Origin of the sequence: Amycolatopsis bullii (genome assembly GCF_014654205.1) — a bacterium.
Classification (GTDB): domain Bacteria; phylum Actinomycetota; class Actinomycetes; order Mycobacteriales; family Pseudonocardiaceae; genus Amycolatopsis; species Amycolatopsis plumensis.
The window spans coordinates 1-20,209 of the sequence record NZ_BNAW01000081.1; the positions used below are offsets into that span (position 1 = coordinate 1).

General features: G+C 72.6%; 20 protein-coding genes and 1 pseudogene. 15 read left to right on the plus strand and 6 right to left on the minus strand.

Annotated features, from left to right (window positions below):
- The 9 genes and pseudogenes from IE317_RS42680 to IE317_RS42720 all read left to right on the plus strand — a co-directional run.
- Positions 1 to 201: pseudogene (locus IE317_RS42680) on the plus strand (hypothetical protein); the annotation flags it as partial.
- A complete protein-coding gene (locus IE317_RS42685; RefSeq protein WP_191317055.1) occupies positions 191 to 514 on the plus strand; it encodes a hypothetical protein in 324 nt (107 codons plus the stop codon). The pseudogene IE317_RS42680 and the gene IE317_RS42685, both read left to right, overlap by 11 nt.
- A gap of 119 nt (positions 515 to 633) precedes the next feature.
- Entirely contained in the window at positions 634 to 1,803 is a 1,170-nt protein-coding gene (gene sucC / locus IE317_RS42690; protein ID WP_191317056.1) for an ADP-forming succinate--CoA ligase subunit beta, read from the plus strand.
- Position 1,804: 1 nt separating this feature from the next.
- Positions 1,805 to 2,695, plus strand: a complete 891-nt coding sequence (sucD, locus tag IE317_RS42695; RefSeq protein ID WP_191317057.1) for a succinate--CoA ligase subunit alpha — start codon at positions 1,805 to 1,807, stop codon at positions 2,693 to 2,695.
- A 206-nt stretch (positions 2,696 to 2,901) separates the two neighbouring features.
- Positions 2,902 to 3,675 carry a DUF5336 domain-containing protein gene (locus IE317_RS42700; RefSeq protein WP_191317058.1) on the plus strand — a complete coding sequence of 258 codons (774 nt, stop codon included), beginning with the start codon at positions 2,902 to 2,904 and terminating at the stop codon, positions 3,673 to 3,675.
- A 136-nt stretch (positions 3,676 to 3,811) separates the two neighbouring features.
- Positions 3,812 to 5,266, plus strand: coding sequence for a cell division protein PerM (locus tag IE317_RS42705; protein ID WP_191317059.1), 1,455 nt, complete (start codon positions 3,812 to 3,814; stop codon positions 5,264 to 5,266).
- Positions 5,267 to 5,343: 77 nt separating this feature from the next.
- Positions 5,344 to 5,961: a phosphoribosylglycinamide formyltransferase gene (gene purN, locus IE317_RS42710; protein WP_191317060.1), complete on the plus strand. Its 618-nt coding sequence runs from the start codon at positions 5,344 to 5,346 to the stop codon at positions 5,959 to 5,961.
- On the plus strand, positions 5,951 to 7,510 hold the full coding sequence (purH, locus tag IE317_RS42715) for a bifunctional phosphoribosylaminoimidazolecarboxamide formyltransferase/IMP cyclohydrolase (protein WP_191317061.1): 1,560 nt from the start codon (positions 5,951 to 5,953) through the stop codon (positions 7,508 to 7,510). The genes purN and purH overlap by 11 nt, the downstream gene beginning before the upstream one ends.
- A gap of 89 nt (positions 7,511 to 7,599) precedes the next feature.
- Entirely contained in the window at positions 7,600 to 8,409 is an 810-nt protein-coding gene (locus IE317_RS42720; RefSeq protein WP_191317062.1) for a hypothetical protein, read from the plus strand.
- Here IE317_RS42720 and IE317_RS42725 read toward each other — a convergent pair.
- Together IE317_RS42725 and IE317_RS42730 are read right to left on the minus strand one after the other, a co-directional pair.
- Positions 8,406 to 9,149 (minus strand): hypothetical protein, encoded by a 744-nt coding sequence (locus tag IE317_RS42725; protein WP_191317072.1) that lies wholly within the window; start codon positions 9,147 to 9,149, stop codon positions 8,406 to 8,408. The two genes, IE317_RS42720 and IE317_RS42725, sit on opposite strands and share 4 nt — an antisense overlap.
- A 45-nt stretch (positions 9,150 to 9,194) precedes the next feature.
- Positions 9,195 to 9,683, minus strand: a complete 489-nt coding sequence (locus IE317_RS42730) for a GNAT family N-acetyltransferase (RefSeq protein ID WP_191317063.1) — start codon at positions 9,681 to 9,683, stop codon at positions 9,195 to 9,197.
- 53 nt (positions 9,684 to 9,736) lie between these two features.
- Between IE317_RS42730 and IE317_RS42735 the strand changes: the two genes are divergently transcribed.
- The 5 genes from IE317_RS42735 to IE317_RS42755 all read left to right on the plus strand — a co-directional run bounded on the left by IE317_RS42735 (position 9,737) and on the right by IE317_RS42755 (position 16,992).
- On the plus strand, positions 9,737 to 10,282 hold the full coding sequence (locus IE317_RS42735) for an HD domain-containing protein (protein WP_229903220.1): 546 nt from the start codon (positions 9,737 to 9,739) through the stop codon (positions 10,280 to 10,282).
- Positions 10,283 to 10,437: 155 nt separating this feature from the next.
- Entirely contained in the window at positions 10,438 to 11,133 is a 696-nt protein-coding gene (locus IE317_RS42740; RefSeq protein ID WP_191317064.1) for a hypothetical protein, read from the plus strand.
- 268 nt (positions 11,134 to 11,401) lie between these two features.
- A complete protein-coding gene (locus tag IE317_RS42745) occupies positions 11,402 to 13,009 on the plus strand; it encodes a DNA polymerase Y family protein (RefSeq protein WP_444859556.1) in 1,608 nt (535 codons plus the stop codon).
- A 2-nt stretch (positions 13,010 to 13,011) separates the two neighbouring features.
- Positions 13,012 to 13,686 carry a hypothetical protein gene (locus tag IE317_RS42750; protein ID WP_191317065.1) on the plus strand — a complete coding sequence of 225 codons (675 nt, stop codon included), beginning with the start codon at positions 13,012 to 13,014 and terminating at the stop codon, positions 13,684 to 13,686.
- Complete coding sequence (locus tag IE317_RS42755) at positions 13,687 to 16,992, plus strand: error-prone DNA polymerase (RefSeq protein WP_191317066.1); 3,306 nt, start codon at positions 13,687 to 13,689, stop codon at positions 16,990 to 16,992.
- Here the strand turns inward: IE317_RS42755 and IE317_RS42760 are convergent.
- Genes IE317_RS42760 through IE317_RS42770 form a run of 3 tightly spaced genes read right to left on the minus strand, consistent with a single transcriptional unit; the run spans position 16,964 to position 18,957 of the window.
- Positions 16,964 to 17,713, minus strand: coding sequence for a class I SAM-dependent methyltransferase (locus tag IE317_RS42760; RefSeq protein ID WP_191317067.1), 750 nt, complete (start codon positions 17,711 to 17,713; stop codon positions 16,964 to 16,966). The genes IE317_RS42755 and IE317_RS42760 overlap by 29 nt on opposite strands.
- Before the next feature lie 31 nt (positions 17,714 to 17,744).
- Positions 17,745 to 18,176 (minus strand): acyl-CoA thioesterase, encoded by a 432-nt coding sequence (locus IE317_RS42765; RefSeq protein WP_191317068.1) that lies wholly within the window; start codon positions 18,174 to 18,176, stop codon positions 17,745 to 17,747.
- Positions 18,142 to 18,957 carry a helix-turn-helix domain-containing protein gene (locus IE317_RS42770; protein ID WP_191317069.1) on the minus strand — a complete coding sequence of 272 codons (816 nt, stop codon included), beginning with the start codon at positions 18,955 to 18,957 and terminating at the stop codon, positions 18,142 to 18,144. Before IE317_RS42770 ends, IE317_RS42765 begins: the two co-directional genes overlap by 35 nt.
- A 127-nt stretch (positions 18,958 to 19,084) precedes the next feature.
- Here IE317_RS42770 and IE317_RS42775 point away from each other — a divergent pair, with 127 nt between their 5' ends.
- Positions 19,085 to 19,672: a pentapeptide repeat-containing protein gene (locus IE317_RS42775; RefSeq protein WP_191317070.1), complete on the plus strand. Its 588-nt coding sequence runs from the start codon at positions 19,085 to 19,087 to the stop codon at positions 19,670 to 19,672.
- Between the two features lie 46 nt (positions 19,673 to 19,718).
- On the opposite strand, the gene IE317_RS42780 is transcribed toward IE317_RS42775, so the two are convergent.
- Positions 19,719 to 20,209 (minus strand): TNT domain-containing protein (locus tag IE317_RS42780; protein WP_191317071.1); only part of this gene is annotated, 491 nt, incomplete at its 5' end.

Consider the following 20,209-nt stretch of genomic DNA (forward strand, 5'->3'; position numbering starts at 1 on the left):
CGCTCCCGGCCGAAGCCGGCGGCCGGTCTGCTCGCCGGCGCCGCCCTGCTCACCGCGCTGCACGCCGCGGAGCTGCCGCTCGTCGGCGGCGCACTGGGCGGCGCGAGCCCGGCCACCGGGTTCTGGGTCGCGCTCGCCGCCACGGCCGCGTTGCTGCTCGCCGCCGGGCTCTCGGCTGCCGGGACCCGCCGTGCGCCGTGAGCGACTGCGGGTGCTGCTCGTGGAGTTCGAGAAGCCCGATCCGGCCGCCGTCGCGCTGGGCCGCGTCCTGCGTGACGACGGCGTGGAGGTCGTCCACGCCGGTCGGCTGGACACGCTCGAACAGCTCCGGAGCACCGCCGAGCAGGAGGACCCGGACGCGGTCGGCGTGCTCGGCGCCGCGCCGCCCGAAGACCTCGAAGCCGCGCTCGGCGGCGTCCCGGTCTTCACCGCCGCGACGGCCCCGGAAGTGGTGAAACGGCTCGCCGGTGGGCGGTCTCACACCGGTGAAGCACCGTCTGACCGCGCACGGTGACCGACTTCACCAGGTGCGGAGTCCCCTGCGTCTGCGCAGGTCGCTAACCTCGACTGGTCCGACAGCGCGGTCCGGTCATGCGGACCACCACAGTGGCGTGTCGTCAGGAGACTGGAGTAGTGGACCTCTACGAGTACCAGGCGAGGGATCTCTTCGCCGCCCACGGAGTACCGGTTCTGCCGGGCTCGGTGGCTAGCACCCCCGAAGAAGCCAAGACCGCCGCGGAGCAGATCGGCAACCAGGTCGTCGTCAAGGCGCAGGTGAAGGTCGGCGGCCGTGGCAAGGCGGGCGGCGTCAAGCTGGCCCAGACGCCGGACGAGGCGAAGGAGAAGGCGGAAGCCATCCTCGGCCTCGACATCAAGGGCCACATCACGCGCCGCGTGCTCGTGGCCGAAGCCTCGGACATCGCGTCCGAGTACTACTTCTCCTTCCTGCTGGACCGCGCGAACCGCACGTTCCTGGCGATGGCGTCCTCCGAGGGCGGCATGGAGATCGAGCAGCTCGCGGTCGAGCGCCCGGAAGCGCTCGCGAAGATCCCGGTCGACGCGATCGCCGGGGTCGACAAGGCGAAGGCGCTCGAGATCCTGAAGGCCGGCCACTTCCCGGCCGACATCATCGACGAAGCCGCCGACGTCGTGGTGAAGCTCTGGGAGACCTTCGTCTCCGAGGACGCCACCCTGGTCGAGGTCAACCCGCTGGTCCGCGACCCGCAGGACAAGATCATCGCCCTCGACGGCAAGGTCACCCTCGACGAGAACGCGGACTTCCGCCAGCCGGGCCACGAGGCCCTGGTGGACAAGGACGCGGAAAACCCCCTCGAGGCGAAGGCCAAGGCCAAGAACCTCAACTACGTCAAGCTCGACGGCCAGGTCGGCATCATCGGCAACGGCGCGGGCCTGGTCATGTCCACTTTGGACGTCGTGGCGTACGCGGGCGAGAAGCACGGCGGCGTGAAGCCGGCGAACTTCCTCGACATCGGCGGCGGCGCGTCGGCGGAGGTCATGGCGGCCGGGCTGGACGTCATCCTCAACGACACCGACGTGAAGAGCGTCTTCGTCAACGTCTTCGGCGGCATCACCGCCTGCGACGCGGTGGCGAACGGCATCGTCGAGGCCCTGAAGATCCTGGGCGACGAGGCCACCAAGCCGCTGGTCGTCCGCCTGGACGGCAACAACGTCGTCGAGGGTCGCCAGATCCTGGCCGACGCGAACCACCCGCTGGTCACCGTGGTGGACACAATGGACAACGCGGCCGACAAGGCTGCCGAGCTCGCCGCGGCAGGTGCGTGAGATGTCGATCTTCCTGAACGAGAACAGCAAGGTCATCGTCCAGGGGCTCACCGGCTCCGAGGGCATGAAGCACGCCACCAAGATGCTGAAGTCCGGCACGAACATCGTGGGCGGCGTCAACGCCCGCAAGGCCGGCCAGACCGTCACCATCGAGGGCAAGGACCTCAAGGTCTTCGGCACCGTCGAAGAGGCGATCAAGGAGACCGGCGCCGACGTGTCGGTCATCTTCGTGCCGCCGAAGTTCGCCAAGGACGCGGTCATCGAGGCGATCGACGCCGAGATCCCGCTCGCCGTGGTGATCACCGAGGGCATCCCGGTGCACGACTCGGCCTACTTCTGGGCCCACGCCGTCGCCAAGGGCAACAAGACCCGCATCATCGGCCCGAACTGCCCCGGCGTGATCAGCCCGGGCAAGTCGAACGCCGGCATCATCCCGGCCGACATCACCGGCCCCGGCTCCATCGGCCTCGTGTCGAAGTCCGGCACGCTGACTTACCAGATGATGTACGAGCTGCGGGACATCGGTTTCTCGACCGCGGTCGGCATCGGCGGTGACCCGATCATCGGCACCACGCACATCGACGCCCTCGAGGCGTTCGAGGCCGACCCCGAGACCAAGGTCATCGTGATGATCGGCGAGATCGGCGGCGACGCCGAAGAGCGCGCCGCGGCCTACATCAAGGAGAACGTGACGAAGCCGGTCGTCGGTTACGTCGCGGGCTTCACCGCGCCCGAGGGCAAGACCATGGGCCACGCCGGCGCCATCGTGTCGGGCTCCTCCGGCACGGCCGCCGCGAAGAAGGAGGCCCTCGAGGCCGCCGGCGTCAAGGTCGGCAAGACGCCGAGCGAGACCGCCGTCCTCGCGCGTGAGCTGTACAACAACCTCGGCTGAGGTCGGGAAGTAACTCCTGGTCGGGCCGGGCACCCCAACGGGTGCCCGGCCTTTCTCGTTTCGGCATGAAACCGGGCGAGGTATTCACACGTCTGGTGGGCTGGCGGCCGCGGAGTGCGCTAGCGTTCTGCGCACACCAGCCGCCTCGTCTTCTTCCGGGCGCCCGTGCGCCCGGAGTGCCGGTCGAACCGACAGGAGTGCATCCGATGACCTTCCCCAGCGGTGGGCCCGGCTACCCCCAGCAGGGTGGCGGCCAGCAGCCCCCCGGACCGCCGTCCAGCAGCTTCCCGTCGCAGCAGCAGCCGCATTCGCACCAGGCGTCCTCCGGTGGGGCCGGCCTGCCGCAGAACCTGCCGCTGCTGCTCGCCCTGGTCGTCGCCGGCCTCGGCCTCGTGCAGTACTTCCTCGGCTTCTCCGACAACGGCGAAGTCGGCCTCGGCGGGACGTTCCTGCTGGGTGGTGGCCTGCTCGCCGCGATGACCGCGCTGCCCAAGGGCCCGAAGACGCTGCCGTTCGCGGCCCTGTTCAGCGTCCTCGGCGCGCTCGAGGTGCTCGACACCCTGGTCGGGATGCAGACCTCGCCCGGCATCGTCACCGTCATCCTGATCCTGGGGATCCTGCAGATGCTCGCCGCGGTCGGCGCGCTGCTGATCGCGCACGACGTCATCAAGCCGCCGTCGCCCAAGCCGGCCACGCCGTCCTACAGCGGCCAGTACGGCCAGCCGGGCCAGCAGCAGTACGGCCAGCAGGGGCAGCAGGGCCAGCAGTTCGGCCAGCCGGGGCACGGGCCGGTCGCTCCCGGTGAGCCGTCGGCGCCGTTCTCGCAGCCGGGCCAGTACGGCTCGCCGAACCCGCCGTCGACCACCCCGCCGCCGGGCCAGCAGGCCACGACGTACGCGCCCCAGCAGGGCCAGTTCTTCCAGCAGCCGCCGCCGGAGAACCCGGGCACGCCGCCCGGTGGCTTCGGCAAGTCGAACTGACGCACCTCCCCTTCGAACACCCGCTGTGACGCGCCGTGTCACAGCGGGTGTTTCGCGTCCGGGGCGACCCGACCGGGTGAGCTCCCGCGTCCGGCGGCGGCGTGGCTCACCCGGACGGAGCAGTCCGGATGTCAGGGTGCGGATCATGGACGTGCTCACCGAAGAACCCCACCCGCCGGGTGACGAGGTGGGCGAAGCCGAACCCGTCCGGACGTCCCGGGTGCGGGTGCTGACGGCGGCCGCCCTCGGTCCGCTGGTCACCGGCTACACCGCCGTGGCGACCGTGCTGGTTCTGGCCGCCCTCACCGCGGGCCGCGCCGCCTTCTCCGACACCGGGGTGCTCCTGGCCGCCGGCCCCGGCTGGCTCGCCGCGCACCAGGTGCGCCTCGGCATCGGCGGCCACCCGCTCGGGATGCTGCCGCTGCTGCCGACGCTGGGCGCGGTCGCGCTCGCCGCGCGGACGGCGTCCGGCGCCGCCCGCCGCCTCGGCTGCCGGTCGTTCCGCGAAGCCCGGCCGGTGCTGATCACGATCACCGGTGCGCACGCGGTGTTCGGGCTCGCCGTCGCGCTCCGGGCGCACGGCTCGGCGGTGACGGCGAACCCGGTGACCGCCTTCGTCGTCCCCGGCCTGCTCGCCGCCGCGGCGGCCACCGCCGGCGTCATCCGGTCGTGCGGGCTGCCGGACGCCGTCGCGGAGCGCTTCGACCCGCTCGCGCTGCGCGGGCTGCGCGTCGGGGCGATGAGCCTGGCGGTGCTGGTGGCCTGCGGTGCGGCCGTGTTCACCGTCGCCACCGCGGTGTCGTGGGCGACGGTGACCGACACCTACGAGCCCGGTCTCGGCACCAGTTCCGGGCTCTTCCTGCTCTCGCTGCTGTACCTGCCGAACGCCGTGACGGCCGCGCTGTCCTTCATCACCGGCCCCGGGTTCTCGATCGGGCCGCTCAGCGTCGGCATGTTCGGCTACCACGGCGGCCCCGTGCCCGCTGTCCCGCTGCTGGGCGGCCTTCCCGAACACCACGCGGCCTGGTGGCCGGCGCTGCTGGTGCTGCCCGCGGCGGCCGGCGTGCTGGCCGGCTGGTCGCTGCGCAAGGTGGACGCCGATCCGGCGCAGCGCATCCGCGCGGTCGCCGTCGCCGGTGCCGTCGTCGCGCTCGGCTGCGTCGTGTTGGGCACCCTCTCCGGCGGGCGGCTCGGCGACGGCCCGTTCGACCCGGTGAGCGTCCCCGTCGGCGTCGCCTCGGTCGTCGCGTTCTGCTGGATCGTCATCCCGGGCTCGTTCGTCGCGTTCTTCGCGGGCGAGCACGAGCCACCTGCTCCGCCGCCCGAAGCGCTCGAAGACAACGAAGCCTTCCAGGACGCCGAGGACGTCGACCCCGAAGAAGCGGCCGAAGCCGTCGAGGAGCTCGAAGCCGCCGGAGAGTCGTCCGAAGAGGACGAGGAGATCGCCGCCGAGAACGCGGCGTTCGAAGCCGAGGCCGACGCCGAACTCGGCCTCGCAGAACCCCTCGAAGAAGGCCCGGAACCGGACGGAGCTGTGACCGGAGGCACCGAGACCTGCGGCGACGTCGAGCCGGACGACGGCGACCGTTAGGGTTTACGTGACCTGGTGAAGCGCCGTGCGCCCGGCTGCGCACCGCCCGCGGCAAGGAGCCCGCTCTGTCTCAACGGTTGGAGCTGCCCACCCCGGTGAAGCTCGTCGTGCTCGCGTCGGGCTCCGGCACCCTCCTGCAGGCGGTGCTGGACGCCACCGGGCGGTCCGGGTTCCCGGCCAAGGTCGTCGCCGTCGGCGCCGACCGCACCGGCATCGAAGCCCTCGCCCGCGCCGAGCGCCTGAGCATCCCGTCGTTCACCGTCCGCGTCGCCGACCACCCCGACCGCGCCGCGTGGGACAAGGCGCTGGCCGAGGCGGTCGCGGCGTACCGGCCCGACCTGGTCGTCTCGGCCGGGTTCATGAAGATCCTCGGCGAGCAGTTCCTCGGCCGCTTCACGGTGATCAACACGCATCCGGCGCTGCTCCCGTCCTTCCCCGGGATGCACGCGGTCCGCGACGCGCTCGAAGCCGGCGTCAAGGTCACCGGCTCGACCGTGCACTTCGCGGACGCCGGGGTCGACACCGGGCCGATCATCGCCCAGGAGGCGGTCGTCGTGGAGAGCGACGACGACGAAAACGTCCTGCACGAACGGATCAAGGCCGTCGAACGCAGGCTGCTGGTGGAAACGATCGAGCGACTCGGCCGCGGTGGCTGCACCGTGGACGGACGAAAGGTGACATTTCGTGAGCACTGACCTGGGACGGCGCCCGGTCCGCCGGGCGCTGATCGGCGTCTCGGACAAGGCGGGCCTCCTGGACCTCGCGACCGGCCTGCACGCGGCCGGCGTCGAGATCGTCTCCACCGGCGGGACGGCGAAGGCCATCGCCGACGCCGGTGTCCCGGTCACGCCGGTCGAGCAGGTCACCGGCTTCCCGGAGTCGCTGGACGGCCGGGTGAAGACGCTGCACCCGCGCGTGCACGCCGGGCTGCTGGCCGACCAGGGCAACCCCGACCACGTCGAGCAGCTGCGGAAGCTGGACATCGCGGCGTTCGACCTGCTCGTGGTGAACCTGTACCCGTTCGCGCAGACCGTCGCGTCCGGCGCGAGCTTCGAGGACTGCGTCGAGAACATCGACATCGGCGGCCCGGCGATGGTCCGCGCGGCGGCGAAGAACCACGGCAGCGTCGCGGTCGTCGTCGACCCGGCCCGCTACGGCTGGGTGCTCGAGCGCGTCGCCGACGGCGGCTTCGAGTTCGAGGACCGCAAGCGCCTCGCGGCCCAGGCGTACGCGCACACGGCGGCGTACGACACGGCTGTCGCTTCGTGGTTCGCCAGCGCGTACGCGCCCGCAGATGACGCCGGCTTCCCGGACTTCCTCGGCGCCACCTGGGAACGCGCCGACGTCCTGCGCTACGGCGAGAACCCGCACCAGAAGGCCGCGCTGTACAAGAGCCAGAACCCGGGCCTGGCGCACGCCGAGCAGCTGCACGGCAAGGCCATGTCGTACAACAACTACGTCGACACCGACGCCGCCCGCCGCGCCGCGTACGACTTCGCCGAGCCGGCCGTCGCGATCATCAAGCACGCCAACCCGTGCGGTCTCGCGATCGGCGTCGACGTCGCCGAAGCGCACCGCAAGGCGCACGCGTGCGACCCGGTTTCGGCCTACGGCGGCGTCATCGCGACGAACCGGCCGGTCAGCCGCGAGGCCGCCGAGCAGATCGCCGAGGTCTTCACCGAGGTCGTGCTGGCCCCGGACTTCGACGCCGAGGCCCTGGAAATCCTGCAGCGCAAGAAGAACATCCGCCTGCTCAAGCTGCCGGCGGCCCCGGCGTTCCCGGTCGAGTTCCGGCCCATCTCCGGCGGTGTCCTGCTGCAGACGGCCGACGCGATCGACGCCGACGGCGACGACCCGGCCAACTGGAAGCTCGCCACCGGCGCCCCGGCCGACGAGCAGACCCTGGGCGACCTCGAGTTCGCGTGGCGCTCGCTGCGCGCGGTCAAGTCGAACGCCATCCTGCTGGCCAGCGGCGGCGCGACCGTCGGCGTCGGCATGGGCCAGGTCAACCGCGTCGACTCGTCGCGGCTGGCGGTCTCGCGGGCGGGCGACCGGGCCAAGGGCGCGGTCGGCGCGTCGGACGCGTTCTTCCCGTTCCCGGACGGCCTGGAGGTGCTGACCGAGGCGGGGGTGCGCGCGATCGTGCAGCCCGGCGGCTCGGTCCACGACCCCGAGGTCATCGCGGCCGCGGAAAAGGCCGGCGTCACCATGTACCTGACGGGGACGCGTCACTTCGCGCACTGACCGCTTTCGGGGGCTCCGGGTGGCGGAGCCCCCGGCCCCGGGGCGAAGCCCCGGATGTCACTGACCCGCGCTTCGAGAGGGAGGGCTCGATGCAGCAACCGCCGTACGGCCAAGGTCAGCAGGGGTACCCGGGCTATCCGCAGCAGCAGCCCGGGTACCCGCCGCAGCAGGGCTATCCGCCGCAGCCCGGATATCCGCAACAGCCGGGCTACCCGCCGCCGGGATACCCGCAGCAGCCCGGTTACCCGCCGCCCGGGTACCCGCCGGCGGGCTACGGCGCGCCGGTGCCGCCGCCGAAGAAGAAGCGGACCGGGCTGATCCTCGGCATCGTCGGCGCCGTCGTCGTGCTGCTCGGTGCGGGTATCCCGCTGGGCATCTTCGCGGGTGACTACTACGCGAGCACCGGCGCGGCGCCGTCGTCGTCGCCGGTGCCCGCCGAGTGCCAGGTCCCGGCGCCGGTGCTGGAGAAGGCGGGTTTCCCGAGCTTCGTCCTGGCCGGCCAGGGCACCGAGGACCTGCCGGGCATCAAGCAGCAGGGCTGCAGCTGGAAGCCGGGACCGGACGAGAACGTCCGCGACGCCACCATGCACGTCCGGATCACCCGGTACTCCGGGGCGAGCGCCCGCGAGCAGGCGAACGACCTGTTCACGCCGAAGGCGCCGCCGATCCCGCCGACGGAGGTGCGCGGCATCGGCGACAAGGCGGTCCTGGTCCGGCTCGCCACCGAGAGCGCGTTCAGCGGGTCCGAGCTGCACGTCCTGAAGGGCACGACCGTCGTCATCCTCGAGGTGTCCGGCTGGGACAAGGGGTTCTTCTCGAACTCGCCGATGCCGCAGGAGGAGACCGACGCCGCCGTGCAGGAGGTCGGCGCGGAGATCGTCAAAAAGCTGGCGCGCTAAGCGGGTGCGGGCAGCGCCCGGCACAGCGCGACCGGGAACTTCGGCTCGGCCGCCAGGATCTCCGCGCAGCCGGCGGACCCGGCCTGCGCGAACGACGTCCACCCCGTGTCGCTCCACCGGAAAGCGGTGCGGGACGGCGGCTCGGTGTGGTGCTTCAGGAGGTCGACGATCAGCCAGCCCGGCACGCACGCGCGGGTCGTGCCCGGGCTTTCGGCGCCGGCGGCGGACACCGCGGCGCCGATCCACGCGGGATCGCAGTGGTCGGCGGGCGGGGTGCAGGCGCCCTGGCGGTCGCAGTGGCCCCAGCCGGCGCCGAGCCGGTGCCAGGCGTTGCCGGTGTCGGCGTTGAGGATGACCGTCCGGTCCGCGATCGGCTCCGCCGTCGTCAGCCGCAGTTCCGCGGGCACCTTGTCCTGGCAGCCGCCCGCCGCCGGGCGCGTCGAGTAGACGACGTCGGCGCGGATGTCGGTCTTCGCCTCCACGACCTGCTCGATCCGCGGCTCGCGGACGCAGCCGGGGTCCTTGCCGGGCAGCGCGACCTGGACGAAGAGGCTGCGGTCGTCGGAACCGGGGCGGATGCCGGTGACGTCGGCGCGGAACGAGCGCCACTGGGCGCCGATGGTCGTCGGCGCCGTGGCCGCGACGGAGGCGCCGGGCACTCCGCAGCCGGCGGCCACCGCTCCCACCGCCACCAGCGTGCCGGCGACCGCCAGGATCGGCCGTTTCCGCGGTCCCGTCATCGTCACCCCCGAAGTCCACCGGGGAATCTAGCCGACGCCGCAGCGTCAGGCGGCCGGACCGGGTTTTTCGCGCAGCGTGACGTCCTTCTCCAGGTAGACCGCCCCGGCGATGTGGCCTTCGGGCGCTGCTGCGTCGGTGAGCCGGTAGCCGGCCCGCTGGTACAGCGCGATGTTGCGGGCGCTGCGCGCGCCGGTGAAGAGCGCGAACCGGCGGGCTTCCGCGGGCGCCTGCGCTTCGGCGTGGGCCAGCAGCCGACGGCCCAGCCCGCGTCCGGCGAGGTCCGGCGCGACCATCAGCCTGCCGAGTTCCCAGCGGTCCCCGTCCAGGCGGGCGCGCACGACGCCGACCAGCCGGTGGTCCTGCCGCAGCACCCACACGGACCACGTCTTGGTCCAGTCGCGCACGTCTTCGAGGGTTTCGTGCAGGGCGGGGATGGCGAGGGTGTCGTTGAGGACGGCCTCCTGGACCCAGCAGCACCGCTGGAGGACCAGCAGTTCCGGGGCGTCTTCGGGGCAGGCGTCGGTGAGCTCCACGTCGTCTGTCTAGTGACCGGCCGCGGTGCGGGCAACTTCATTACCTTGGGGGAGTGCTGAGTGCTGCTCTCGACGCCCCCGGGTTCGCTCCGCTGCCGCCCCGGGCCCGGACCTTGCTGGAAACGCTGGGGGCGCCGCCGCGGCTCGGCGCGCACCTGCGGGTGGTGCACGACGTCGCGGTCACGCTGACCGGGTGGGTGGGGCCGCGGGTGGACGTCCCGGCCGTGTTGTTCGGCGCGGCCACGCACGACATCGGGAAGATCCTGCACCCCGAGGAGCTGTCCGGGCCGGGGTCGGCGCACGAGCTCGCCGGGTATTCGTTGCTGCTTTCGCAGGGGGTGGACGAGTCCTTGGCGCGGTTCGCGCGGACGCACGGGTCTTGGGACGCCGCGGACGTCACGTTCGAGGACCTGCTCGTCACCTTGGCGGACAAGGTGTGGAAGGGGAAGCGGCTGCCGGAGCTGGAGCAGCGGGTCGCCGCGCGGCTCGGAGGGGCGCCGTGGGAGACGTTCCTGGCCCTCGACGACGAGCTCGAGCGGATTGCCGCCGGGGCTGACGAGCGGCTGGCGTTCCAGGCTGCGTACCCCACCAGTGGGTGACTTGACACCTCCGGTGGTTCGCGGTTGACTGGTCCACGTCGAACAGATGTTCGACGTGGAACCGCCGCCTTCCCCGCGGCGAACCAGTGCCGTCGGTCGTGTTTTTGGGAGAGGCCCGACCGCCGGCCCTAGTCCGTGGTGGGGAGGTGCGTGCGGTGACTGCTGTGGTGGAGCCGCCGGCGGCCCGGCTGGCGGCCCTGCCCGGGGTCACCACGGCGAGCCGGGTGGCGGCCCAGGCCGAGCGGGCCAGGGCGACGGGAAGGGTGCTCCCGGTCGTCCCGGCGCTGGCCGGGCTGCTGCCCGACACCGGGCTCCGGCGCGGGAGCACGGTGGCGGTCCACGGGGGCACCTCGCTGCTGCTCGCCCTCCTCGCCGCGGCCACGAGCGCGGGTTCCTGGGCGGCGGCGGTCGGCATGCCCTCCCTGGGCATCGCAGCGGCGGCCGAGTACGGCGTCGACGTCGCCCGATTGGCCCTGGTCCCTCACCCGGGACCGGAGTCCCCGGCGGTGATCGCGGCCTTGCTGGACGGCGTCGACCTGGTGGCGGTCCAGCCGGAGACGGTCCAGCCCGCAGTGGCGCGGCGGCTGTCGGCCCGGGCTCGTCACCGCGGTGCGGTGCTGTTGTCGGCCGGGGCGTGGCCCGGGGCCGATGTGGAGCTTTCGTGCCGCCGTTCGCCTTGGTCAGGCCCGTCTTCGGGGTACGGCCACCTCCAGTGGCGGCGGGTCCAGGTCCGAGCCCACGGCCGCGGCGCGGCCGCCCGCCCCCTCACGGCCGACCTCCACCTCCCGGCTCCGGACGGCTCGGTTACCCCGGCAACCCCGGGCCCCACCCTCCGCGAGGCAACAGCATGACCCGCCCCACCCAGCTCCCCATTCACGCGAGTCACGCCTCCAATCACGCGAAACCCGGTCCGGATCACGCGGGCTCGGGGCTTGGTCACGCAAACCGACCCTTCAGGTACGCAAGCCGACCGTCCAGGTACGCAAGCCGACCCTCCGGATGCGTGAATCAACCGTCTGACCACGGAAGCCGACCCGTCCGGCGCTCCAGCAGGCACGGGAGCCGGCCACTGCATCACCTCCACCCCCGCCGGGGTGGCGGTCGGTGCCGGGAGGCCGCATGACCGTCCCCGCCCAGCGCAGCGGCTCCGACGCTCCCGCCCGCATGCTCGTCCTGTGGTGCCCCGACTGGCCCGCCGTCGCCGCCGCAGCCGTCGGTGGGGTTGCCGCCGACCTGCCCGTTGGGGTCTTCCACAGCAACCGGGTCGTCGCCTGCAACGCCGTCGCGCGGCGGAGTGGCGTGCGACGGGGGATGCGGCGGCGGGACGCCCAATCGAACTGTCCGGAACTCGCCGTCTTCCCCGCCGATGACGGGCGGGATGCGCGGCTGTTCGAAGCCGTCGCGCGGGCTGTCGAAGGGCTTGTCGTCGGGGTCGAGGTTGTGCGGCCCGGCCTGGTCGCCGTTCCCGTTGACGGGGCCGCCGGCTACTTCGGCGGCGAACACGCGCTCGTCGAACGGCTTCTCGACGAGGTCGCCGCCGCGGCCGGGGTCGAGTGCCAGGTCGGTGTCTCCGAGGGGCTCTTCGCCGCGACGCTCGCCGCGCGGTGTGGGGAGTTCGTCGCGCCCGGGCGGGCCGCCGACTTCCTCGCGCCGCTTCCGGTCACCGAGCTCGATCAGCCCGGGGCCGACCGCGCGGAGCTGGTCGATCTGCTACGACGCCTCGGGCTGAAGACGCTCGGCGCGTTCGCCGCCCTGCCGGAACGCGACGTCGCCAACCGCTTCGGTGCGGCCGGGTTGCTCGCCCACCGGCTGGCGCGCGGCCGTTCCGAACGGCCGCCGCTGCGCCGCCGTCCGGCGCCCGAACTGACCCTGGCCGAGGAGTTCGACCCCGTCGTCGAGCGGGTCGACGTCGCGGCGTTCCTCGCCAAGGGGCTCGCGACGCGGTTCTGCGCGGGCCTCGCCAGGCACGGCCTCGCGTGCACGCGGCTCGGCATTTACGCCGTCACCGAAGAAGGCGAACACCTCGGCCGGGCGTGGCGGTGCGCCGAACCGCTGACGCCCGCCGGCGTCGCCGATCGCGTGCGCTGGCAATTCGAAGGCTGGCTGCGGGCCGCGCCCGGGGAGCGCCCGACGTCCGGCGTCGTGCGGCTGCGGCTGGAACCCGAGGAGGTCGTCGAAGGGCGGTCGCTGCAGCTCGACCTGTGGCGCAACGGCGGCTCGGACGAGGACGACGAGCGCGCGGCCCGCGCGTTCGTGCGGGTCCAGGGCCTGCTCGGGCCCGAAGGCGTGCTCACTCCGGTGCTCGACGGCGGCCGCGACCCCGCGGGCCGGGTCCGGCTGGTGCCCTGGGGCGACCCGCGCGAGCGCACGACACCCCTGGACGCGCCCTGGCCGGGACGGCTGCCGTCCCCGTCCCCGGCGACGGTCCTCGCCCGCCCGGTCCCGGCGCAGGTCTTCGACGACGGCGGCCGCGCCGTCGGCATCACGGCCCGCGACCAGCTGACGGCGCCCCCGCGGCGGCTCACCATCGCGGGCGGCGCGGGGCGGGAGGTCGTGGGCTGGGCGGGCCCGTGGCCCCTGACGGGCGATCGCCGGCGCCCGGGTCCCCGACGGGCGCGGCTGCAGCTGGTGCTGGCGGGCGAAGGTGACGAGCCGCCCGAAGCGGTGCTGGTGCACTGCGCGGGCACGGAAAATCCAGTGTGGACGGTCGAGGGAGTGTACGACTGAGCATGGACGAGGACTACGCACGGAAGCTGCGGAACTGGCTGCGAGCCGAGCCCGGGGCCACGCCCAGCGGGGCATCGGAGGAGCGCGAGTGGCTGCGCGGGATTCCCGAGCCGGCATCGGAGGAGCAGGCGGACACGCCCGACAGGTGGACGGTCCGCGGGCAGCTCCCGCAGACACCCGCCGACGACGACTGGGTCTGCCCGGTGATCGCGCTCCCGGTCCCGCGCTCGTCCCGGGAGAACGGCTGCCGCATGAGCGGGGTCGAGGTCCGCGTGCGGTGGGAACGTCCGGCGAACGCGGACCGGATGAGCGATGCCGAGGCGCGTAGCCGCTGGAGCCACCCGACGAACGCGGGCCACCGCGCGCAGACCTCGGATCCCACGAGCGATGCCGAGGCTCGCTCGCGCTCGGCTCACCCGGCGAACGCGAACCCCATGACCGACGCCGAGGCGCGCAGCCGCTGGAACCACCCGACAAACGCGGATCGCCGCGCGCAGGCCCCCGGCCCGAGCCCGACCACCGAAACCGAGGCCCTCCCCGCAAACCATTCCACCGAGACCCCGTCCCCCATGACCGAAGCCGAAGCCCGATCACGCTGGAACCACCCCACCAACTGGCACCGTCGCCGCCGAGCCGCCGCCGAAGACCGCCGGCGCGATCAGCCCGGGAGCCGCTGAATGGGCTGGAACAACCCACCCGTCCGCTGGAAGGACCTCGCCCGCACCCTCGCCGGCGGGGTCCCTCCCGGCGATCACGGCGACAGCCCCGCCTGGGGACGTCGCCGCGAGAGCTACCAAAGACCCGGCGACCTCCCCGCCCGCCGCAACGACGATGGCGCCGAGACCGTCCGCGTCCCCTACGCCGAACTGCACTGCCACTCCAACTTCAGCTTCCTCGACGGGGCCAGCCACCCCGAAGAACTCGTCGAAGAGGCCGCGCGCCTCGAACTCGACGCCATCGCCCTCACCGATCACGACGGCATGTACGGCGTCGTGCGCTTCGCCGAGGCCGCGAGGGAACTCGGCGTAGACACCGTCTTCGGCACCGAACTCAGCTTCGGCCTCCAAGGCCCGCAGAACGGCGTTCCCGATCCCGAAGGCGAGCACCTCCTCCTGCTCGCCCGCGGCGACCAGGGCTACCGCGCCCTCTGCCGCGCCATCACCGCCGGCCAGATCCACCACCGGGCGGAAAAGGGACGCCCGATCTACGACCTCGGTGCGGTCGCCGAGGAGGTCGCCGGGCAGTGCGTGGTGCTGACGGGCTGCCGCAAAGGCGCGGTGCGCTCGGCCCTCGTCGCGCACGGCCCGGCGGCCGCCGCGGAGCAGCTCGAAATCCTCATCGACCGCTTCGGCCGCGACAACGTGTACGTCGAGCTCACCGACCACCGCCAGCCGCTCGACAGCACCCACAACGACCTCCTGACGCAGCTCGCGGACGAACTGAAGCTCCCGACCGTCGCCACCACCGCCGCCCACTACGCGCGGCCTGAACGCGCTCCGCTCGCGGACGCCCTCGCCGCGATCCGGGCCCGGAGGGGCATCGACGAACTCGAAGGCTGGCTGCCCGCCGCCGGCACGGCCTTCCTGTGCAGCGGGGCCGAAATGGACGTCCTGTTCCGGCGCTACCCCGGCGCCGTCCGCCGCGCCGCCCTACTGGGCATGGAATGCGCGTTCCCGCTGAAGCTGATCGCCCCCGAGCTGCCGCCCTTCGACGTCCCCGAGGGCTACACCGAAACGACCTATCTGCGGAAACTGACCGAAGAAGGCGCGAAGGAGCGCTTCGAAGGCAAGCCGCACGCGGAAAAGGCGAACGAACAGATCGAGCACGAACTCGCCATCATCGAAGAGCTCGGCTTCCCCGGCTATTTCCTCATCGTCTGGGACATCGTCCGGTTCTGCCGCGACCACGACATCCTGTGCCAGGGCCGCGGCTCGGCGGCGAACTCGGCCGTCTGCTACGCGCTCGGCATCACCAAGGTCGACTCCGTCGCCTACGAGCTGCTCTTCGAGCGCTTCCTCGCCCCGGACCGCGACGGCTACCCCGACATCGACCTCGACATCGAGTCCGACCGCCGCGAGGAGGCCATCCAGTACGTCTTCCGTAAACACGGCCGGCTCAGAACCGCCCAGGTCGCGAACGTGATCACCTACCGCGCCCGGTCCGCCGTCCGCGACGCCGCCCGCGCCCTGGGCTACTCGCCGGGCCAGCAGGACGCCTGGAGCAAGCAGATCGACCGCTGGGGTTCCCTGCAGCACACCGAAAAGGACCACGACCACGACATCCCGGACGAGGTCCTGCAGCTCGCCTTCGCCCTCGAGGACTTCCCGCGGCACCTGGGCATCCACTCCGGCGGGATGGTCATGTGCGCCGAGCCGGTGAGCCAGGTCGTTCCGGTCGAATGGGCGCGGATGGCCGACCGCAGCGTGATCCAGTGGGAAAAGGAAGACTGCGCCGCCGCCGGGCTGGTCAAGTTCGACCTGCTCGGCCTGGGCATGCTGTCCGCGCTGCACTACATGATCGACCTGGTCGAGGAGTACAAGGGCGAGAAGGTCGACCTCGCCGAGCTCGACCTGGCCGACGAAAAGATCTACGACATGCTGTGCCGCGCCGACGCGATCGGCGTCTTCCAGGTGGAGAGCCGCGCCCAGCTGGCGACGCTGCCCCGGCTGCAGCCCCGCGAGTTCTACGACCTCGCCGTCGAGGTCGCCCTCATCCGGCCGGGCCCGATCCAGGGCGGCTCGGTGCACCCGTACATCCGCCGCAAGCAGGGCCGCGAGGAGTGGAGCTACGACCACCCGCTGCTCGAGAAGGCCCTGCACAAGACCAAAGGCGTGCCGCTGTTCCAGGAACAGATGATGCAGATCGCGCTCGACGTCGCGAACTTCACCGCGGCCGAGGCCGACCAGCTGCGCCACGCAATGGGCTCGAAGCGGTCGGACCGGAAGATGGACCGGCTGCGGCAGCGGTTCCTCGAGGGCGCCGCGGCGAACGGTGTCGACGACGAGCTCGCGCAGAAGATCTTCCTGAAACTCAAGGCCTTCGCGAACTTCGGCTTCCCGGAAAGCCACGCGCTGAGCTTCGCCCACCTGGTCTTTTCCAGTGCCTACTTCAAGTTCTACCACCCGGACGCGTTCCTGGCGGGCCTGCTGCGCGCGCAGCCGATGGGGTTCTATTCACCGCAGTCCCTGGTCGCCGACGCGCGGCGCCACGGCGTCACCGTGCACGGCCCGGACATCAACCGCAGCCTGCCGCACGCCACCCTGGAGGCGGGCGCCGGGAAGTTCCACGACGTGCGCACCGGGCTGAGCACCGTGCGCAAGATCGGCGAGGACCTGGCGAAGCGGATCGTCGCCGAGCGGGTGGAAAACGGCGAGTACCGCGACATGGCCGACGTCGCCCGCCGCGTCCGGCTGACCACGCCGCAGATCGAGGCGCTGGCCACGGCGGGTGCGTTCGCCGGCTTTGGCGGGGATCGGCGTCAGGCGCTGTGGACCGCGGGCGCCGTCGCCGGCGAACGCCCGGACCGGCTGCCCGGCCTGGTCGGCGCCTCGGCTCCGGTGCTGCCGGGAATGGACGGGCTCGACGTCGCGGCGGCGGACGTCTGGGCCACCGGGGTGTCGCCGGACAGCTACCCGACCGAGTTCATCCGCGACCGCCTCGACGAGCTCGGCGTCGTCCCGGCGAGCGGGCTGGCGGACCTCGACGACGGCGCTCGCGTGCTGATCGGCGGCGCGGTCACCCACCGGCAGCGCCCGGCCACCGCCGCCGGCGTCACCTTCCTCAACATCGAGGACGAAACGGGGATGGTCAACGTGATCTGCACGCTCGGCCTCTGGCAGCGCTACCACCGCGTCGCGCGCAGCAGCCCGGCGCTGCTGATCCGCGGGGTGGTGGAGAAGGCCGACGGCGTGGTCAGCGTCCTCGCCCACCGCGTCGAGCCGCTGCCGATGCGCATCAAGGCGAAGTCGCGGGACTTCCGGTGAGGGGACGCCGGACGATCGTGATGATCTCGGGGCTCGTGTCGGTCACCGGCGAGCGGTCCCAGTAGCCATACTGCTCGTCGACGACCAGCCCGGCTTCCTCGATGAACAGCGAAAGCGTTGTCACGTCGAGGAAGCGCAACGTGCTCTCACTGAACCTCGGCGCGTCCCAGTCCGGGCTCTCGTAGGTGGTCGTGAAGCTGACCAAGCCGTGCTCGAACGGCCCGGCGTCGTTCCACGAGCGGACGTTCCCGGCTGCCCAGACGTTCGAAGGCGTCCAGCGCTCCCAGGCGCGGGCGGCCGGGTTGCGCGTCTCGAAGCCGAACCGGCCGCCGGGACGCAACGCGCGGCGAACGGCCGAGAACGCCGTCCGCAGTTCGTCGTCGGTCAGCAGCACCTGGAACGCGTGCCCGGTCATCACGGCGAAGTCGAACTCGCCGTCCCAGGACGCGGTCGACAAATCGCCGTGCACCCACTCGATGTCGTCCCGGCGGCGGGCCTGGACGAGCATGCCCTCGGCGGGGTCGAGCCCGACGAGCCGTCCGCGGTGGCCGGACTCGCGCGCCCAGTGCAGCAGGGAACCGGTGCCGCAGCCGACGTCCAGCACGGACTCCGCGGCCATGATCATCGGCAGGTAGAACGAGTGGTCGCCGCCGCTTTCCCGCGGGTTCAAGGCGTCGTACAGCGAGGCGAGGCCGGCGTCGGCGAAGTGCTCGTCGGGCATGGGGTCACGGTAGTGATCGACTGCGGGAACCTCATCCGGTTTTCGGGCCCAAGCCGAGGAGCTCGGGCCGCGCGGCCAGCTGCCGCCAGTACGCGCCGGGGTCGGGCAGCAGCCGCCGTCGGTCCAGGTCGAGCAGACCGGACACGCTCGCGACTTCGGCGACCAGCGTGCCGTCCGGCGCGTGGAACTCCTGCGTCACGCGCGAGGTTTTGCCGGTGCCCCAATGGAAATCGCAGCTGACGTCGACTTCGCCGTACGGTGGCAGTTCGCGGTGGAAGCGCAGAGTCGTCTCCAGGTTGACCGGGCCGATCCGCCGCGTGGTCAGCTTCGCCGGTTCGATCCCCGCGGCCTGCACGCACGCCCAGCGCGCGTGGTCGGCGTAGGCGAGGTAGGCCGGGCCGCGGACGTGGCCGTTCGAGTCGATGTCGTCACAGCGCACCGGGATCGTGACGTGGAAGGTCATGCCCGCGATCGTGGCGGCGGCCCCCGGGTGCCGTCTGGAACTTTTCGGCCACGCGCACCAGCGCGGCGGGGGAAGAACCCGAAAGCCGGCGGCACTCGCGGCCGAGGTGGGACTGGTCGGCGTACCCGAGATCGGCGGCGACCCGAGCCAGCGACGTCCGGCGCTCGGCGAGCGCGTCGAGCCGGCGCAGGAACCGCTGGAACCGCCGGACGCGGTGCAGCTGCTTCGGCCCGGCGCCGACGGCGTGGACGAAGTGGCGCCGCAACGCGCGTTCGCTGACCCCGACGGCGACATCGGACGTCCGCGTGGCGGTGCCGAGAGCGCGGACAGCAGCCAGCACCCGACGGTCCGGCGTCCCGCCGCGCCGGGCGACGAGCCCTTCGAGAACCCCGCGCTGCACCCGGGCATCTTCCGACGCGGCCAGCATTTCTTCGGCACGGCGGGCGTCCGCACCCCAAAGATCGCTCAAGTGGGTCACGGCGGGCAGCTCGGGGATGGCGGTCCGCAGCACGGCGGCCGCGGCACCGCACCGCAACCGGACGCCGACGCGCGACGACGACGCCGGGACCCACAGCCGCAGCGGAGCCCCGACGGTGACGACCACGGTCAGGGCGGCACCGTCCCAGACGAGGTCCGCGCAGCCGTCGGGCAGCACGCGCAGCGGCCGCGCCCAGCCGGTCCGCCCGTGCCAGCCGCAGGCGAGGACGTCCGCGAGCGCGGGCGGCGGCGCGACTTCGCGGTACACCGACCGCGCCGCCACCGGCCGCAGCGGAGTTCCCATGGAACCCAGTATGCAGCGGTCAGGAGGTCCGCGTGCCCGAGCTTCCGTGCTGGGCGCCTCGTCGTGCAGCGCCGCTGGAGGACCTGCAGGTGCGAGGCCGAAGGCGGGGGTATGGCAACCTGGGGCCGTGCTGGAGACCGGGGAGGACTACCGCGAAGCGGTGTTGTCGGGGCAGTGGTGGGAAAAGCGGCGGTTCACCGGCTGCGACTTCACCGGCGCGGACCTGAGCGGGCTGCGGACGCGCGGCTGCACCTTCGACGACTGCGTGTTCACCCGGGCCGATCTGTCCCGTTCCCGGCACGACGCGTCGGCGTTCCGCTCGTGCACCTTCGACCGGACGGTCCTCGCCGAGTCCCGCTGGACGGCGTGCTCGCTGCTGGGCTCGTCGTTCGACGAGAGCGGGTTCGGCGGGATCGCGCTCACCGAGTGCGACCTGTCCCTCGCGTCGCTGGCCAAGGCGCGGCTGCGCCGGCTCGGGCTATCGGGCCTGCGGCTGCGGGAAGCCAACCTGATGGAAGCCGACCTCACCGGCGCCGATCTGCGCGGCAGTGACCTGACCGGTGCCCGTCTGCAGGGCGCGAAGTTCGAGGGCGCCGATCTGCGCGGCGCGCGTCTCGACGCGAACGCCCTGGTCCAGGCCGACTTGCGGGGCGCGGAGGTCGACGTCGAAACCGCCATCGCCTTCGCCGCCGCGCACGGGCTGGTCATCCGCTGAAACGACGAAGGCCCCGGCAGCGCGCTGCCGGGGCCTTCGAGCGTCTTCAGTCGATCGGGGGTTCGCCCGGGTCGAGCTCGATCAGGTCACCCTCGGCCAGCAGCTCCTCGATCGACGCCGGCAGCAGGTACGCCGATCCGCCGCCCGGCTGGTTGAACCACGGGATCGCGACGCCGGCCAGCGTCTCCAGCGGCCGCTGCACGCGGTAGACGTGGTACGGCCGGTTCACCCACTCGGGCACCAGTGACCGCTCGGCGAACGGCGTGCCCGCCGCGTACGTCAGGTTGCCGTTCGGGCCGCCGAAGCGGTCCAGCTCGCTGCCCGCGGGCAGCTCGCGCAGCTCCTTGCCGCGGAACAGCGTCAGCGGCGGCTCGCCGGCCAGCGGCCCGATCGGCCACTGCTGCTGGCCACCGCTCCCGCCGCCGTTGACGGGCGGGCGGGCGGGTTCGTCCCGGCGCGGCGGCGCGGGCGGGGCCGCCGGAGCGGGCGGCGGCACCGGCAGGACACCCTGCGGCATCGGGGCCAGGAAAGGGGGGG

What these genes read in the sequence shown, in the direction of transcription:
- sucD (WP_191317057.1), top strand. Translation starts at nt 1,805, where the DNA reads ATGTCGATCTTCCTGAACGAGAACAGCAAGGTCATCGTCCAGGGGCTC.
- IE317_RS42700 (WP_191317058.1), top strand. Translation starts at nt 2,902, where the DNA reads ATGACCTTCCCCAGCGGTGGGCCCGGCTACCCCCAGCAGGGTGGCGGC.
- IE317_RS42720 (WP_191317062.1), top strand. Translation starts at nt 7,600, where the DNA reads ATGCAGCAACCGCCGTACGGCCAAGGTCAGCAGGGGTACCCGGGCTAT.
- IE317_RS42725 (WP_191317072.1), bottom strand. Translation starts at nt 9,149, where the DNA reads ATGACGGGACCGCGGAAACGGCCGATCCTGGCGGTCGCCGGCACGCTG.
- IE317_RS42745 (WP_444859556.1), top strand. Translation starts at nt 11,402, where the DNA reads ATGACCGTCCCCGCCCAGCGCAGCGGCTCCGACGCTCCCGCCCGCATG.
- IE317_RS42750 (WP_191317065.1), top strand. Translation starts at nt 13,012, where the DNA reads ATGGACGAGGACTACGCACGGAAGCTGCGGAACTGGCTGCGAGCCGAG.
- IE317_RS42755 (WP_191317066.1), top strand. Translation starts at nt 13,687, where the DNA reads ATGGGCTGGAACAACCCACCCGTCCGCTGGAAGGACCTCGCCCGCACC.
- IE317_RS42760 (WP_191317067.1), bottom strand. Translation starts at nt 17,713, where the DNA reads ATGCCCGACGAGCACTTCGCCGACGCCGGCCTCGCCTCGCTGTACGAC.
- IE317_RS42765 (WP_191317068.1), bottom strand. Translation starts at nt 18,176, where the DNA reads ATGACCTTCCACGTCACGATCCCGGTGCGCTGTGACGACATCGACTCG.
- IE317_RS42770 (WP_191317069.1), bottom strand. Translation starts at nt 18,957, where the DNA reads ATGGGAACTCCGCTGCGGCCGGTGGCGGCGCGGTCGGTGTACCGCGAA.